This is a genomic window from Isoptericola sp. NPDC060185, assembly GCF_042728595.1.
Taxonomy (GTDB): Bacteria; Actinomycetota; Actinomycetes; order Actinomycetales; family Cellulomonadaceae; genus Isoptericola.
Genome location: NZ_JBHWYY010000020.1, coordinates 16,800 through 32,770, shown reverse-complemented (window position 1 = coordinate 32,770; position 15,971 = coordinate 16,800). Strand labels below are relative to the sequence as shown.

Here is a 15,971-nt window from a genome sequence, read left to right as displayed (position 1 = left end):
ACGTAGCGCAGCAGGCGGGAGCGGGGCACCCCCTTCGAGCACGGGATCCGTATCGCCGACCGGGTGGATGGCGACACGGATCCCGTGCTCGAAGGGGACTTCGTCAGCTCGCGGGAGAGATGCTCATCTCGCCCGCGGGGCCCTGCCGGTAGACGGTGAAGTACCCGTCGGTGGCCAGCGGGTTGTCGGCCGCGTCGTCGAGGTAGCTCCACACCGGCTCGCCGTCCACGCGCAGCACCAGGCGGGTGCCGCCCTCGACGTTGACCGCGCCGAACGTGACCTCGTGGGTGGAGTTCGGCTCGATCACCGTGTTGGGGAACGTGTCGACCATGAAGACGGCGGGGCTCCACTTCTGCATCTCGATGACGTCCTCCTTGATGACCACGAGGTAGCCCGAGCTGCTGTTGGTCCACACCGGGTCGCCGGCCGTCTTCGACCGCACGGAGAACCCGAACCAGCCGCCGTTGAAGTCGCCGACGGACGTCTCGAACCGCAGCAGCTCGTCCCCGAACTGCTGGGGCTTGAAGCTCCACGCGCCGCGCGGTGCCAGGTGGGCCGCGCCGTCGGACACCGTCACGCCCTCGCCGGGGGCCCACGCCGCCGGGTCGAGGATCTCGGCGCCGAGGTCGGTCACCGGGTGCTCCGCCGCCTGCACCGTCACGGTGGACGACGCCGCGAGGCCGGGCACCACGGTCGACGTGGCCGTGATGGTGGCCGTGCCGGCGGCGCGGCCGCGGACGACGCCCTTCGCGTCGACGGTCGCGACGGACTCGTCGCTCGACGCCCACTCCAGGCCGGTACGCGTGGCGTCCGCGGGCGTGAACGACGGGGCGATCGCGCGGGTCTCGCCCGGTTCGATCGTCGCCGCCGACGGCGCCAGCGTCAGGCCGTCGGGGTCGACGCCCACCAGCGAGAACGACACGTCGTCGAAGTCGAGCGACGCGAAGCCCTGCACGTAGAAGCCGACCTTGCCGGCCGCCTTCGGGGCCGGGTTGGCGCCCGCGACGACCTCCTCGCCGTCGACCAGCACGCGCACGCCGCCGGCCGTGACCACCACGCGCACGTCGTACTCGGTGGAGGGCTTCAGCCCCTCGCCCGCGGGGAGCGTCACCTGCTTCACCGTGCCCCAGGCGGAGTCGAAGATCGTCCACGTGGACCCGGCCGCCGCGTGCCGGTAGCGGACATACCCGCCCGGCGTGCTGCCCGTGCGGTCGTAGACGAGCATCTGCCCGCCCTCGGGGACGTCGGCCGGCGTCGTGACCGTGAAGTCGAGCGCGTACTCCGAGAACTGGCGGTCGAGCTGGGAGTTCGCGCCGTTCTTGATCCGGTAGACGTGGTCGCCCGTGCCGTCGTCGACGATCGCGCGGTTCGGGTCGGTGGCCCAGCCGTTGCCGCCCGTCTCGAAGTCCGTCGAGTGCAGCACGCCGTCGCCGGCCGCCACGGTGACGGCCATCTCGTCGCGGATGCCCGCGTCGGCCTTCGACTCGACCGTGACCGTCACCTCGCCGGGCGCGACGGCGGTGAGGATGCCGGCGGCGCTGACGGTCGCGACGTCCGGGTCGCTCGAGGTGTAGGTGACGGCCTGCGCGGTGGCGTTCCACGGCACGGCCTGCGCCGCCACCGACACCTCGTCGCCGAGCGTCACCGCCAGCTGGTCCGCGGGCAGCTGGAGCGATTCGAGGGCCACGCTGTCCGGCGTCTGCGACTGGCCGACGTGCCCGTCGGTGCCGATCTCGTCGAACGGGATGGCCTCGAAGCCCGGGACCTGGTCGAAGACGGGGGAGTCAGCGGTGAGCGTGTAGTCGCCGTTCGCCGCGTCGACGAAGCCGGGGTCCGCGTCCGTGACCCAGTTGGCGGCGTCGCCCGTGCCGTAGTTGAGCAGGTTCTTCGTGTCCAGGGCGCCCTCGGCGTTCACGTCGGGGTTGCGCGCGCGGTGCGGGTTCCACACGACGTTCTTCGCGAACGTGGAGTGGTTCGGGAAGTAGTGGTTGTCCTCGAAGAAGTGCCTCAGCTCGGGGTACTTGGTCAGGTACGGCGTGCCGACGAAGTCCTTGTTGTCGGCGAACACCTTCTTCCACTTCGGCATGTACACGCGGTCGACGGTGTTGCCCTCGCCGTCGCCCATCCACTGCGTGTAGTTGTCGTAGGGCACCTTGGTGTCGACGAACACGTTGTTCGTGGCGTCGATGTAGTCGGCCGAGCCGGACTTGATGGCGTCGTTGCCCATGTTCACGAAGACGTTCTGGCTGATCTCCAGGTCCCACGTGAAGTTGTCGGCGTAGATGCCCTCGATGCCGTCCTTGCCCACGCCGATGTCGTGGAAGTAGTTCTGCCGGAACACGTGACCACGCTGCTGGGGGGTCTCGCCGGAGTTCATGTAGACGGCGCCCAGGTCCTGGAACGTCTTGCAGACGTCGTAGACCTCGTTCTGCTCGAACACGTGGTCGTTACCGTGCACGATCACGCCGGGGTGCGGCGCGTCGTTGATCTCGTTGCCGCGCGCGACGTTCCCGACGCCGTCGAACATGACGCCCGGGTTGTATGCCTTGTGGTAGTACGCGAAGTCGTGGATGTGGGAGTCCTCGACGCGGTTGCGGCCCGGGGAGAGGGCCGCCTTGTCGCCGCCCTGCAGCACGACGCCGACGCCGCCCACGTGCCGGATGTCGCTGGAGACCACGGCGTGGTCCGTGCCGCCGCGGTTCACCGGGATGCCGTCGTACGTGTACCGGCCGGGGGAGTTGATGAGGACGCCGCCGTCGGTGAAGTTCTGGACGTCGCTGTTCGAGATGGTCACGTGGCTGCCGCCCAGGATGACGGCAGCCGTGGCCCGCCCGTACTCCAGCACCAGGTCGTCGAACGTCACGTACGACGCCCCGTCCGTGCGGATCATCGGCTCGTCGAGCGTCGTCACGACGGGGGCACCGCGCTGCGCGAGGAACGACGCGTTCGGCACCAGGTAGAGGATCCCGGCGTCGCGGTCGATGTAGTACTCGCCGGGCGCGTCGAGCTCCTCGAGCAGGTTCTGCGCGAAGTGGAAGTCCGGGTACCAGGTCTTCATCAGGCCGGACATCTCGCCGTAGCGCAGCGTGATGGTGCGCGCGTCCGTGTCGATCTTCTGGATCTTGTTGTACGACCACTCCCAGCTCTGGCCGAAGATGCCGTCCAGCCAGATGTCCTTCGCCTGCGTCCAGTACTGGGGCCGGTCGTAGGAGTAGCTGAACGTGCCGCCGCGCTCCTGCAGGTCGGCGTCGTTCTTGGTGGGGCCCGGGTCGACGATCTTGTTCATCTGGACGGTGTCCTTGGCGGCGCCGGCGTTGGGCCAGCGGGCCAGGGTCATGTCCTCGCCGTCCACGTACAGCTCCATGGGCGGCGTCGTGCTGACGTCGTTGGCCTTCCAGTAGCCGTGCCGGCTGAGCTGGCCGTAGTCGTCGATGCCGAGCGCGCCCAGGTCGATCTGGAGGACGTCGTCGCGGGCCGACGTCTCGATGATCCGGTCGAGCACGGCCTGGTCGGTGACGGGGGAGAAGCCGTCGTAGGGAAGCTCCTTGCCGCCCGAGATCGTGGCGCGCTCGCCGGGGTAGGAGGCGTACGTGATGGGCGCGTCCGCGGTGCCCGAGTCCTCCGGGCCGAGGACGAACGACTCCGAGCGCTCGTACGTGCCCTCGCGGAGGTACACCGTGACGCCCTTCGCGCGCTGTCCCTTCGACAGGTCGCGGATCGCGTCGCGCGCGCCCTCGAGCGTCGCCAGGGGGCGCTTCCGGTCGCCCTTCGCGTCGTCGTCGCCGTCGGGGGAGACGTAGAGGACGACACCGGCCGTGGCCGGCGTGCCGGCGGGCGCGGATGGGGCCGCGTGCGCCGTGGTCTGTGTCCCTGCGACGAGCAGGGACGTCAGCAGGAGTGCTGACAGGGGTCGCTTCATTGCGAGTGCTCCGACCTCTCGTGTGGTCACGGGTGTCGGGGCGACGCGGCTGCGCCGGCCCGGATCGTCAAGCACCGGCAGGTTACATTAATCGATAATCGCTGACAATGATGTGGCGGCCGCCCCGAACCGCTACGGTCGGACCCGCCCGCCACTCGAAGGAGAGCTCATGACCAGCAGCGGAACCCCCGGACGCCTCGTCTTCGTCGGGGACTCCATCACCGACGCCGGCCGCGACCGCGGCGACGCCGCGTCGCTCGGCGACGGCTACGTCAGCCTCGTCGCGCGCGCCCTGCCGGGCGCCGAGGTGGTCAACGTCGGCGTCGCCGGCGACCGCGCCGTCGACGTCGAGGCCCGGTGGGAGCGCGACGTCGCGCCGTCCGCGCCCGACATCCTCACCGTGTACGTGGGCGTCAACGACACCTGGCGCCGCTTCGACTCCGACGACGCGACGAGCGCCGAGGCGTTCGAGACGACCTACCGGCGGCTGCTCGACCGCGTGCCGGGCACGCCGCGGCTCGTGCTGGTCGAGCCGTTCCTGCTGCCGGTGCGCGACGACCAGCTCGGGTGGCTGGAGGACCTCGACGGCAAGCGGGACGTCGTCGCGCGGCTGGCCGCCGAGTCCGGGGCCGCGCTGGTGCCGCTGCACTCCCTGCTGACTCGCGCCGCCGGCGCCGCCGGCGCTGCGGCGCTCGCCCCCGACGGCGTGCACCCGGCGCCGCCGGCGTCGCGGATCATCGCGGACGCCTGGCTCACCGCGTACGCTGGCGACGCACAAACGATTGTCGATAACGACCGGACGAACGACGTGGGGCGGCAGGCATGACGGACGCGCTCAGCTCGATCGGCGGCCTCGAGCGCGGGCTGCTGTCGGACCAGATCTACGACCTCGTCAAGACCATGATCAAGACGTCGCAGCTGGCCCCCGGGGAGCAGCTCGTCGAGTCGCAGCTCGCCCGGCGGCTGCAGGTCAGCCAGGCGCCCGTGCGCGACGCCCTCAAGCGCCTCGCGCACGAGGGACTGGTGACGCACGTGCGCCACCAGGGCAACTTCGTGGCGCAGTACTCCGACGAGGAGGCGCAGCAGGCCAAGCAGGCGCGCGTGGCCCTCGAGGCGCTGGCCGGCCGGCTCGCCTGCGGACAGCTCGCCCCCGAGACCCGCTCCAACTTGGAGAAGGTCATCGACGAGATGCACGGCGCCGTCGAGGCGCAGGACCTGCCCGCGTTCCGCGAGCTCGACTTCGGCTTCCACCGCGCCGTCATCGAGGCCAGTGGCAACGGCTACCTGCCGCGCATGTGGGACATCATCGAACCCAGCCTGCGGTCCATGCACCTGCTCGGCGACCCCGAGTTCACCGGCGACTGGCACCAGGTGGCCGACTGGCACCGCAGCCTGCTCGACGTGCTCGACGACGGCGACGCCGACGCCGCGTCCGCGCTCTTCGAGGCGCACGCGGCGGGCACGCTGCTCGACGGCGAGGGTTAGGGCTGCCAGCCCGTGGCGGCGGCCCACGCCTCCGCCCGGGCGGTGATCTCGGCGATCAGGCCGCCCTTGGCGTCGGCGTAGTCGTTCATGCTCGGCCAGTCGCGCTGTGCGAGCTCGCGCTTGAGCGCGGCGTAGGCGGCACGGTCGGCGGCGTCGTGCCGGAGCCGGTCGCGGAACAGCAGGTGGCTGCGCTCCCAGCCGCTGCCCGTGGCGCAGACGTGGACGTGCACGTCGCGCTCGGGCGTGCGGACCAGGCGGTGGCCGGGCTCGCGGACGCGCAGCTCGTACCCGGCCGCGAGCAGCGCGGGCAGGTAGGCGTCCTCGTCCTCGACGTCGGGCACGCTGACGTCGATGTCCACGATCGGCTTGGCCGCGAGGCCCGGCACCGACGTCGAGCCCACGTGGTCGACGCGCACCGCCACCGGGCCGAGGGCCGCGACGATGCGCTCGCGCTCCCGCGCGAACCGCTCCGGCCACGTCGGGTCCGGCTCGACGAGGACGATCTCGCGCTTCTCGACCCCCCCGACCAGCTCGACGCCGTCGTCGCTCATCCCTGGGCTTCCCACTCCGGCGCGAGCACCGACCAGACCTCGATGTCCTGCCGCACGCCGCGGTACTCGTGGTGCTCGCGCAGCACGCCGTCGCGCCGCATCCCCAGTCGACGGGCGACCGCGATGCTCGCCGTGTTGCCCGACGCCGCCCACCACTCGATGCGGTGGATGCCGCGCTCGCGGACCGCCCAGTCGATGATGACGCGCGACGCCCGGGTCACCAGGCCGCGGCCCGCGGCCGTCGGCTCCAGCCAGCAGCCCGCCTCGGCCGTGCCCTGCGCCACGTCCATGGTGCGGAACAGGACGCCGCCCACGAGGGTGCCGTCCAGCCAGATGCCGTAGAGGCGCCCGGTGTCCGTCGCCGCCTTCTGCGCGTACGACTCGAGGAACGACCGGCTCGACGCCACGTCGGTGATGCGGTCCGGCAGGCCGATGAACCGCCCGACGAACTCCCGGCCGCGGTCGATCGTCGCCAGCAGCTCCTCCGCGTGCCACGGCTCCAGCGGCCGCAGCTCCGCGCCGTCGTCGCCCAAAGACCTCGCGAACATCAGTTCCTCCCTCGTCGCCCTGACACGTCGGGATCCTCGCACGGCATCGTCGGCGGCGACGTAGCGATTTCTCGCCGTCCTGACAGCGCACGGCGAGAGATCGCTACGTCGACCGGCGTCTGCGTGCTCAGGGGACTCGTCGGGTGCGAGGTAGCGGTACCCGCGGCGCGCGTAGGGTCGTCGCGTGAACCGGACGGACCGGCTGTACGCGATCGTCGAGGAGCTGCGGGCGGTCGCTCCCCGCCCGCGGAGCGCGTCGTGGCTGGCCGCCCGGTTCGAGGTGAGCCGGCGCACCGTGGAGCGAGACATCAGCGCGCTGCAGCAGGCGGGCGTGCCCGTCTGGGCCGAACCGGGGAGGACCGGCGGCTACTGCCTCGACCGCGCGCGCTCGCTGCCCCCGGTGAACTTCAGCCCGGACGAGGCCGTGGCCGTCGCCGTCGCGCTCGGCTCCCTCGCGGGGACGCCGTTCGCGGGCGGTGGGTCGACGGCGCTGCGCAAGATCCTCGCGGCCATGCGCGACGACGACGCGGCCGCCGCGCACGACCTCGCCGCCCGCGTGCACCTGCTGGGCGCGCCGCCCGACGCGCCCGCGATCCCCGCCGTGCTCGCGGACGCGATCACCGCGCGCCGGGTGCTCCGCCTGCGGTACACGGACCGCGACGGCGCCGCGAGCACGCGCGACGTCGAGCCGCTCGGGTTCGTCGGGTCGTCCACCGGGTGGTACCTGCTGGCGTGGTGCCGCCTGCGCGACGGGATCCGCGCCTTCCGCCTCGACCGCGTCGACCGCGTCACGGCCACCGCCGAGCGGGCGCCGAGACGCGTCGTGCGGCCCGAGGACGTCCAGGTGCCCGACGGGGACCTGCGGACCCTCACGCTCATCTGAGCCGGAATCACCGACGTCGGGGTGTCGCGGAGCGTCGCCACGCTGGTCGGGAGCCGCGGGAACCCGCGGCCCCACACCATCCCCGACCGGAGGAGCACCACCATGACCCTCGTCGCGAGCCTTGTCTCCGTCCGCCTCATCACCGACGACGTCGACCGCCTGACGGCCTTCTACGAGCGGCTCACCGGCGCCGTCGCCGACCGCCCGTCGCCGGAGTTCGCCGAGCTGCGCACGTCGCAGGGCACCCTGGCGATCGGCAGCACGCGCACCGTCCCCCTGTTCGGGCCGGGCTCCGCGGCGCCGGCCAGCAACCGCACCGCCATCGTGGAGTTCCGCGTCGAGGACGTGGACGCCGTGCACGCCGGGCTCGACGACGCGGTGGAGGTCGTCGCCCCGCCCACCACCATGCCGTGGGGCAACCGGTCGCTGCTGGTCCGGGACCCGGACGGGACGCTGGTGAACTGTTTCGCCCCGGTGACCGCCGAGGCGCTGGCGCGGCTCTCGTGACGACGGCGCGTCAGCCCGCGGCGCCGTAGAGGCGCGCCGCCGTCCCGGACCAGACCGCCGTCGCCGCGGCGTCGTCGAGCACGGGCAGGGCCGCGGCGGTGCGCCCGACGACCTCCGCGTACGGCGCGATGCGCGCGGACATCGGCCAGTCGCTGCCGAACAGCAGCCGCTCCGGGCCGAGCAGGTCGACGGCGGCGCGGGCGGCCGCGGCGACGCGGGCGGCGTCGTCGGGCGCCGTCGTGTGGAGGCCGGAGAGCTTGGCGTGGGCGAGGGGCCGCGCGGCGACGGCGGCGAGGGCGTCGCGCCACGACGCGTCGGGGGCGCCCGTGCCGAGGCCGAGGTGGCAGACGACGACGTCGAGGTCCGGGTGGCGGCCCGCCAGCCCGGCGACCGCGGGGAGCTGCTCGGGGCGCACCAGGGTCTCGAGCACGCGGCCCGATGCCGCGAGGCCCTCGCACAGCGCGTCGAGGCCCGCGACGTCGGACAGGTCCGCCGCGCGCCCGGGGACGGCGAGGCGGATCCCCGCCACGGGGGTCCCGTCGTCGATCACCGCCTGCGCCATGCCCGCCCAGGCTCCGGCGTCGCCGGGGCGTGCGTCGTACTGCAGCACGACGGGCCCGGGCAGCGGGCCGTGCGCCCCGGCCTGCCGGGCGAGCCAGCGGGCCTCGCCCTCGGTGTCCGCGGCCTGCACGGCGACGGCGGCGCGCACCGGGACCGGGGAGGTGGCGGCGGCGCGCGCCAGGTCGTCGGGGCCGACGCGCGCGGGCAGGCCCAGGTCGTCCCGGAACCACGAGATCCGCATCGCCGCCGTGTCCCACAGGTGCACGTGCCCGTCCACGATCCCGCCCGCCGTCGTGCCGAACCGGGACGTGCCGAGCAGGGACCTGACACCGTTATGCGGTGCCATGCGGCCCCATCACGGTGTCAGGTGCCTGCTCGGCTCCCCGGGGTGCTGCGGTGCCCAGCGCGATCGCGTCGAGCTCGGCCCACAGGTGGTCGGGGACGACGGCGTCGGCGGCGTCGGCGAAGACGTCCACCTCGGCGGGGGTGCGTGCGCCCACGACGACGGCCTCGACGCCGGGGACGCGCAGCGGCCAGCGGACGGCGGCCGTGGGCAGGTCGATCCCCTCGCGGTGGCACGCGGCCGCCATGCGCAGGGCCCGGTCGACCTGGTCCGGCGTCGCGGGCCGGTAGTCGAAGAACGGCGCCGCCACCGGGTCGGCGAGCAGGCCGGAGTTGTACACGGCGGCGCCGATCACGCCGACGCCGCGCTCACGGGCGGCGGGGAGCAGGTCGACCAGGGCCGACCGGTCCAGGAGCGTGGCGCGTCCCGCGGGCATGACGACGTCGAGGACGCCCGCCGCCTCGCGCACGAACCGCGCGACGGGCTCCGTCCGCATCATGCCCACCCCGACGGCCCGCACGACGCCCTGGTCGCGCAGCTCCAGCAGCGCGGGCAGGGCGCCATGCCTCGGGTGCAGCGCGGCGTCGACGTCCGCCGGGTCGTGCAGGTAGAGCAGGTCGACGCGGTCGGTGCCGAGGCGGGCCAGGCTGCCCTCCAGCGACCGGAGCACCCCGTCGCGGCTGAGGTCGCCGACCGTCCTGCCGCCCGGCCCGCCGGTGCCGCCCGACGGGACGGGTGCGCCGTCGGCGTCGACGATCACGCGGCCCACCTTGGTCGCGATGACGACCGAGTCCCGGTCGACGCCGGCCAGGGCGTGCCCGAGCCGCAGCTCGCTGACACCCTCGCCGTAGTGCGGCGCCGTGTCGAAGAACCGGATCCCGCGCTCGAGCGCGCGGCCGACCGTCGCCTCGGCGTCGGCCTCCGCCACCGGCGTGAAGAGGTTGCCGATCGGCGCGCAGCCGAGCCCGAACGACGATGCGGCGAGCCCCGCGGGAGCCTCCCCGACGGGCGTCAGCGGGCGGAGGGCTGGGCGGAACGCCATGCCTCGAACTCCCCTCGCGTGTCGGGGGTCAGGGGGTAGTAGTCGCTGAGGCGGGCGCCCTCGTCGAGCCGCTGGCGGCTGAAGACCTCCCACTCCTCGTGGTCCTGCGCGGACGCGACCACCTGGTCCGCCATCGCGCGGGGCACGATGACGGGGCCGTCGTCGTCCGCGACGACGAGGTCGCCCGGCATGCACAGCACGCCGCCGACGGCGACGGGCACGTCGTAGGCCCAGGGGAACAGCTCGGACTGCGACGCGTAGTGCGGCGTGACGCCGGTGGACCACACGGGCAGTCCGAGGTCGGCGATCTTGCCCGAGTCGCGGATGCGGCCGTCGACGACCATGCCCGCGCCGCCCTTGCGCTGGAAGTAGCGCGCGAGGATGTCGCCCACGCAGCCGGAGAAGCGGCTGCCGTACGCCTGGACCACCAGCACGTCGCCGGGCTGCACGGCCTCGAGCACGTGCCACAGGGCAGTGTGCCGCTCCACGTACTCCTGCTCGTCCCCGGCGGCGAGGTCCTCGCGCTGGGGCATGAACTGCAGGGTGAGCGCGGACCCCACCACCTGGTACCCGGGCTTGAGCGGCCGCGGCCCCTCGACGAACGAGTGGCGGATGCCGAGGCCGTGCAGCTTGGCGCATGCCGTCGCGGACGAGACCTGGCCGAGCCGCTCGAGCGTGTCCGCGTCGGCCCGCTCGTACGCGCCGCCGCGCACGGGCAGCGTGATCTCGGGCCGCACGAGGCCGGCGCCGGGATCGGACGGCAGGGCGCTGACGGGCGCGAGTGCTTCGGTCATGGTCGTGCTCCTTCGTGGTGCTGGTGGCGCGGCTGGTGGTGATGTGGGGCGGTGCCGGCGGGTGCGGTGAGCAGGACGACGTCGGCGCGCTGGCTCGGCGGCAGCTCGACGAGCAGGTCCGGGGCGTCCAGGGGGACGGTCGCGGTGGTCCGTGCTCCCGCGACCCCGGCCGATGCCGTGGACGGGCCGGGCCAGACGCCGCCGTCCTCGCCATGCGTCACGACGCCCGTCAGGCGCTCCTCGCCGAACCGCGACGGCCGTACCCGCACGCGCCGCGCGTGCGTGGGGGACAGGTTGACGAGGCTGAGCTCGACGCGTCCGGTGCCGTCGGCGTCGCGGTCGAGGCCGGAGACGAGCGCCGCGACGTCCGGCGGCAGGCCGGGGCGGCCGCGGTCGGCGTCGGTGTACGCGACGGCGGCGAACGGCAGCCCGCCGTTGTACAGGGTCTGCGGCGTGCCGGTGATGAGCTGCCCGAGCACCTCCGTGACGACCGGGTTGGCGCGCTGCCAGAAGTGCAGGTGCACGGTCTCGGGGTCCACGGGCTCGGCGTCCATCACGGCGACGCGACGGGCCAGCTGGCCGAGCGCCATCGACAGCGCGCGCTCCGGGTAGTCCGGCAGCGAGCCGTCGAGGAACGCGAGCCAGGGGCCCTCGTGGCCGGCCTCGACCTTGTCGCGGAACGGCCGCACCTCGTCCGATCCGGGGATGCCGTCGAGCACGCGGTCGAGGCGCTTGCGGTCGGCGTCGTCGCGCGTCCACCACCACAGCCAGGTGGGCAGGTCGAGCTGCAGCGGGCCGTAGTCGAACCAGCCGTCCGCGCCGTACCGGTAGGGCACGAGCGTCGCGGGCTCGTCGGCGTGCGGCCCGAGCCGCTCGATCCAGCTGCCGCGCAGGCTGAACGGCGTCTCGGTGACCGGCGAGGTGATCGCGTGGTCGAGCGCCGTGTCGAGCATGGTGCGCACGAGGTCGAGCGGCCCGTCGTCGCGCGACCCGGCGGCCCCCGCGAGGGACGACGAGACGAACGACGCGTTGATCGCACCGATCAGCGTGCTCATGCCCACCGAGTGCAGGCCGTGGGGCCACGTCCACCCGTAGTGGCCGCCGTACCAGGCGCCGTCGTGCAGGCCGCCGACGACGCCGTCGGGCGCCACGTTGTCGGGCATGAGGCCGCCTGGTGCAGTCCCGGCGGCCGCGCGCTCGCGCCACCCGTCGACGTACCGCGCCACCCACGCGGCGGAGGCGGTGTCGCCGTCGTACAGCCAGCGGTTGACCACGAGCGACGTCGCCGCGAGGTTGACCGCGGTGTCGCCGGCCGCGCGGCGCTGGAGCTCGTCGCCCATGAGCTGCGCGTGCGCCGGGTCCTCCAGGTCGGACCACCGCGTGATCCCGGGCAGCCCGTGCAGGGGGAGGCCGTACGCCTCCATGTAGTCGAGGGAGGCGGGGTAGGTGAGCCACTCCGTGCCCAGCCCGGGCAGCGGGCCCCGCGCCCCGTTGTGCGGCGCGGTGACGATGTTGCGCGCGGGGTCGTAGTTGCCGTGCGCCGGGTCCGTGTACAGCGCCGCGAACCGGCGCGCGCGCTCGGCGAACCGCTCGTCGCCCGGGTCGGCCGCGCACAGCCCGTAGAAGAACAGCAGCGACTCGCCCTGGTGGAACCAGTCGTACCCGTTCTCGTACTCGCCCGTGAGCATGCCGGCCTCGGTGAGCTGCGCCGTCACGCCCTCGAAGTGGTGCTTCGCGGCCGCGAGGATCTCGTCGCTGCCGCCCAGGGCGTAGAACGCGGGCCAGTTGAAGAACGGCTCGTACAGGTCGTCCACGCCGTCGCGGTGCTCGAAGCCGCCCGCGTGCAGGATGCGCCCGTCGGGCCCGGTGTAGCGGGCGGAGAAGAGGCGCCAGGCCTCCTCGGTCGCGTCGAACAGGCGCCGCTCGAGGACGGCCCAGGCGGGGACCTCGTGCAGGGACGTGGTGGGGATGCGGGGGTCGGTCGTGCGGTCGGTCATGGTGCGCGTCAGCCCTTCGTCGCGCCGGCGACCAGGCCGCCGATGATGTGCCGCTGCATGAGGACGAAGAAGAGGATCGCGGGGCTCACCGCCAGCAGCAGGGTCGGGAAGACGGTCGTGTAGTCGGTGGAGAACTCGCCCACGGCCGCGTACACGCCCGTCGTCACGGTGTAGATGCCGGAGCTGGGGCCCAGGATGATCTGCGGGCTGACGAAGTCGTTCCAGACGCTGATCGAGTTCAGCACGACGATCGTCGCGACCACCGGCCGCATGATCGGGAAGATGCAGGACCAGAACGCCCGGATCCTGCCCGCGCCGTCCAGGGCGGCGGCCTCGTCGATGTCGCGGGGCACGGTGCGCAGGTAGGCGGAGAACAGGAAGATCGTCACCGGCAGCGTCGCCGCCGTCTCGAACAGGATGAAGCCCGGGATCGTGTTGATGAGGCCCAGCACCCGCAGCACGAAGACGACGGGGATCAGCGTCACCTGGCCCGGGATGAACAGCCCGGACACGAACAGCAGCAGCAGGCCCAGGTGCCACTTGGAGCGGCCGCGCGCGATGACGTACGCGACCGGCGCGGCGAGCGCGATGCCGCACACGTTGACCAGCGCGACGAACAGCAGCGTGATGCCGTACGCCTTCACCACGTTGAACTTCTCGCTGGTGAGGGCGGCCTGCAGGTACTCCAGGCTGAACGTGTCCGGGGTGATCGCCAGCGGCGAGGAGATGATCGCGTCCTGCGGCTTGAAGGCGTTGATCACCATGATGTACAGCGGCACGAGCATGACCAGCGCGCCGAGGCCGAGCACCACCCACTTGAGCACGGTGCCCACGCCGGGGCGCTCGCGGCGCCGGGCCCGCGGCGTCCGGGCCGGCGTGCTCGGCGCCGGGGCTGCCGGCGGGGTCACGGGGGTGGTGGGGTGCGTCGTCGTCGCCATCAGTCGGCCACCTTCTTCTCCGCGCCGCGCCGGGCGAACGTCACCGCGAGGCCCAGCACCGCCGTCACGAGCAGCAGGACCACGGACTGCGCCGCGCCGAAGCCGAGCTTCGACTGGGCGAACGAGTCCCGCAGGATCTGGTACACGATCGTCTGGGTCGACGCGGCGGGGCCGCCGTCGGTCAGCGCCAGGACGATGTCGTAGACCTTGAGCAGCCCCACCAGCGTGAGCACGAGGTTCACGGTGAACACGGGGGCGATGAGCGGCATCGTCACGTTGCGGAACTGCTGCCACTTCGAGGCGCCGTCCACGGTGGCGGCCTCGTAGTACTCCGTGGGCACGGACTTGATGCCCGCGAGGAACAGGATCATGTTGAAGCCGAAGTGCGACCACACGATCGTGAGGATCACGCTCGCCTTCGCGAAGGCCACCTCGGTGAGGAACGGCACCGGCGCGATGCCGAGGTGCCCCAGCAGGCCGTTCACGGCGCCCTCGGGGGAGAGCATCGCCGACCACAGGAACCCGATGATCAGCGCGCTGATGATGTACGGGTAGAAGAAGATCGTGCGCAGCAGCGTGTTCGCGCGGCTGTTGCCGGCGATCAGCGCAGCGATGAAGAGGCCGACGCCGTTGCACAGGACCGTGCCGACGAACGCGACGACGGCGGTGAAGATCGCCGCGTCCACGGTGCGCGGGTTGCGGAAGGCCTCCGCGTAGTTGTCGAAGCCGATGAACGTGAAGTTCAGGCTGTAGCCGTTCCAGTCGGTCAGGCTCAGCACGAACGCCAGGATCATCGGGACGATGAACATCGCGAGGAACACCAGGACGGCGGGGCCGCCCATGACGATCCCGGGGACGCGGTCGCGCCACACGCGCGCCGGCGGACGGCGGCGCGCGCGGGCGGGTGTGAGGGTCGCAGCCATCATCAGCCTGCGGTGGAGGCGAACCAGTCGTCCATCGCGGAGTCGACCTTGTCGGGCGCGGTGCCGCCGATGAGGGCCTGCGTCTGCGCGTTGATCTCGTCCGAGTAGCCGGTGGGCAGGGTGCGCTCGCCGTAGCCCTGGCCGGTCGGGGTGTACGACTCGGCGGGGGTGTCCGCCACGATCTGCAGCAGCTCCTTGCCCAGGTCGTCCATCTCGTACTCGTAGCCGTCGCGGAAGTTGCCGTCGACCTCGAGCTGGTCCGCGACCGCCGTCTTGTCGGTCACGAGGAACTCGACGAGCTTGGCCGCCGCGTCCTGGTTCTTGCTCGCCTTGAGGATGGAGTACGGGCTCGCGATGTTCGCGCCCATCGCCGGGTTGCTGACGCCGTCCACGGCGGGGGCCCGGAAGACGCCGATGTCGGCCTTGTCCTCGGCCTTGACCTCGGAGCCGACGAACCAGCTGCCCATCGGGTAGACGGCGCTCTTGCCGGACAGGAACGCCTGCTCGGCGTCGGGGTACTTGATGCCGAGGGCGTCCTTGGGGATGTAGCCCTTCGCGACCCAGTCCGCGTAGGTGGCGACCGTGTCGCCGTACGTGTCGGAGAAGGTGACGTCGCCCGCGCTCATCTGCGCGAACCAGTCCGGGTTCTCCGCGATGATCGTCGGCAGGCCGAGGGCCTGGATCGAGTGGCTGGACATCCAGTCGCCGCCGGTCTGCAGCGGCGTCCAGCCCGCGTCCTTGAGCTTGCCGAGGTCGGCGGTGAGCTCCTCGACCGTGGTCGGCACCTCGGTGATGCCGGCCTCCTCGAACGCCGTCTTGTTGTAGAAGAAGAGGCTCTGCAGCTGGAAGCCGATGCCGGCCATGTAGTACTTGCCGTCGATCGAGTACTGGTCGGCCAGCGGGCCGGTCTTGGCCCAGTCGTACTGGGACAGGTCGACGAGCTCGGGGGCGAGCTCGGTCGTCGGGGGCAGCGACTGGACGACGTCGGGCGCGTCGCCCGCGGTGAGCAGGCGGGGGAGCGCCGCGGTCACGCCCTCGGCGCCCGGGTCCTGGACGACGACGTCGATGTCCGGGTTGGCGTCCTCGAACGGCTTGACGAGGTCGTTCCAGAACTCCTCGGTGAGGTTCGGGGTGACGTTGACGAGGAGGCTGACCTCGGTGGTGCCGCCCGCGTCGCCGCTGCCGCCGTCGTCGGAGCCGGCGCAGCCGGTGAGCGCGAGGGCGGCCACCGTGAGGGTGCCCACGCTCGCGAGGGTGCGGTGCTTGATCATCGTTGATCCTCTCGGGTTGCCGCCTGGCGCGGCCCGCTGCTGTGCGGGGGCCCGCGACGTTCGGCTGCGTGTGGGTGGGCGCCCGCGGCGCCCGGTGTCGAACGAACGTCCTGGACACTAATCGATAATCGTTGGAATGGGAAGAACGGATCTCCGAGAAGGCGGGGGAGTCTCACACCCGGGGCGTTCCGGGCCGCCGCCCGTCGCCC

General features: G+C 72.6%; 14 protein-coding genes. 4 read left to right on the top strand and 10 right to left on the bottom strand.

The window, feature by feature from the left end; all coding sequences use genetic code 11:
* Positions 1–103: 103 nt before the first annotated feature.
* Entirely contained in the window at positions 104–3,919 is a 3,816-nt protein-coding gene (locus ACFWDO_RS09440; RefSeq protein ID WP_380319028.1) for an Ig-like domain-containing protein, read from the bottom strand.
* Between the two features lie 169 nt (positions 3,920–4,088).
* Here ACFWDO_RS09440 and ACFWDO_RS09435 point away from each other — a divergent pair, with 169 nt between their 5' ends.
* On the top strand, positions 4,089–4,745 hold the full coding sequence (locus ACFWDO_RS09435; protein ID WP_380319025.1) for an SGNH/GDSL hydrolase family protein: 657 nt from the start codon (positions 4,089–4,091) through the stop codon (positions 4,743–4,745).
* Positions 4,742–5,404, top strand: coding sequence for a GntR family transcriptional regulator (locus ACFWDO_RS09430; protein WP_380319022.1), 663 nt, complete (start codon positions 4,742–4,744; stop codon positions 5,402–5,404). The genes ACFWDO_RS09435 and ACFWDO_RS09430 overlap by 4 nt, the downstream gene beginning before the upstream one ends.
* Here the strand turns inward: ACFWDO_RS09430 and ACFWDO_RS09425 are convergent.
* Complete coding sequence (locus tag ACFWDO_RS09425) at positions 5,401–5,955, bottom strand: GrpB family protein (protein ID WP_380319019.1); 555 nt, start codon at positions 5,953–5,955, stop codon at positions 5,401–5,403. The two genes, ACFWDO_RS09430 and ACFWDO_RS09425, sit on opposite strands and share 4 nt — an antisense overlap.
* A complete protein-coding gene (locus ACFWDO_RS09420; RefSeq protein WP_380319016.1) occupies positions 5,952–6,503 on the bottom strand; it encodes a GNAT family N-acetyltransferase in 552 nt (183 codons plus the stop codon). The genes ACFWDO_RS09425 and ACFWDO_RS09420 overlap by 4 nt, the downstream gene beginning before the upstream one ends.
* A 184-nt stretch (positions 6,504–6,687) precedes the next feature.
* On the opposite strand from ACFWDO_RS09420, the gene ACFWDO_RS09415 reads away from it, so the two are divergent.
* Positions 6,688–7,386 carry a helix-turn-helix transcriptional regulator gene (locus ACFWDO_RS09415; RefSeq protein ID WP_380319013.1) on the top strand — a complete coding sequence of 233 codons (699 nt, stop codon included), beginning with the start codon at positions 6,688–6,690 and terminating at the stop codon, positions 7,384–7,386.
* A 102-nt stretch (positions 7,387–7,488) separates the two neighbouring features.
* Positions 7,489–7,893 (top strand): VOC family protein, encoded by a 405-nt coding sequence (locus tag ACFWDO_RS09410; protein ID WP_380319011.1) that lies wholly within the window; start codon positions 7,489–7,491, stop codon positions 7,891–7,893.
* 10 nt (positions 7,894–7,903) lie between these two features.
* Here ACFWDO_RS09410 and ACFWDO_RS09405 read toward each other — a convergent pair whose 3' ends face one another.
* The 7 genes from ACFWDO_RS09405 to ACFWDO_RS09375 are packed head-to-tail and all read right to left on the bottom strand — an operon-like array spanning position 7,904 to position 15,762.
* Entirely contained in the window at positions 7,904–8,800 is an 897-nt protein-coding gene (locus tag ACFWDO_RS09405; protein WP_380319008.1) for an amidohydrolase family protein, read from the bottom strand.
* Positions 8,787–9,839, bottom strand: coding sequence for an aldo/keto reductase (locus ACFWDO_RS09400; protein WP_380319005.1), 1,053 nt, complete (start codon positions 9,837–9,839; stop codon positions 8,787–8,789). The genes ACFWDO_RS09405 and ACFWDO_RS09400 overlap by 14 nt, the downstream gene beginning before the upstream one ends.
* Positions 9,809–10,633: a ribonuclease activity regulator RraA gene (locus ACFWDO_RS09395; RefSeq protein WP_380319002.1), complete on the bottom strand. Its 825-nt coding sequence runs from the start codon at positions 10,631–10,633 to the stop codon at positions 9,809–9,811. Before ACFWDO_RS09395 ends, ACFWDO_RS09400 begins: the two co-directional genes overlap by 31 nt.
* Positions 10,630–12,630, bottom strand: coding sequence for a hypothetical protein (locus ACFWDO_RS09390; protein ID WP_380318999.1), 2,001 nt, complete (start codon positions 12,628–12,630; stop codon positions 10,630–10,632). Before ACFWDO_RS09390 ends, ACFWDO_RS09395 begins: the two co-directional genes overlap by 4 nt.
* An 8-nt stretch (positions 12,631–12,638) precedes the next feature.
* Positions 12,639–13,568 (bottom strand): carbohydrate ABC transporter permease, encoded by a 930-nt coding sequence (locus ACFWDO_RS09385; protein WP_380318996.1) that lies wholly within the window; start codon positions 13,566–13,568, stop codon positions 12,639–12,641.
* The gene (locus ACFWDO_RS09380; protein WP_380318993.1) at positions 13,568–14,491 is read right to left on the bottom strand and encodes a carbohydrate ABC transporter permease; all 924 of its coding nucleotides are present in this window, start codon (positions 14,489–14,491) and stop codon (positions 13,568–13,570) included. Before ACFWDO_RS09380 ends, ACFWDO_RS09385 begins: the two co-directional genes overlap by 1 nt.
* Positions 14,492–14,493: 2 nt before the next feature.
* Complete coding sequence (locus ACFWDO_RS09375; protein WP_380318990.1) at positions 14,494–15,762, bottom strand: ABC transporter substrate-binding protein; 1,269 nt, start codon at positions 15,760–15,762, stop codon at positions 14,494–14,496.
* Positions 15,763–15,971 lie beyond the last annotated feature (209 nt).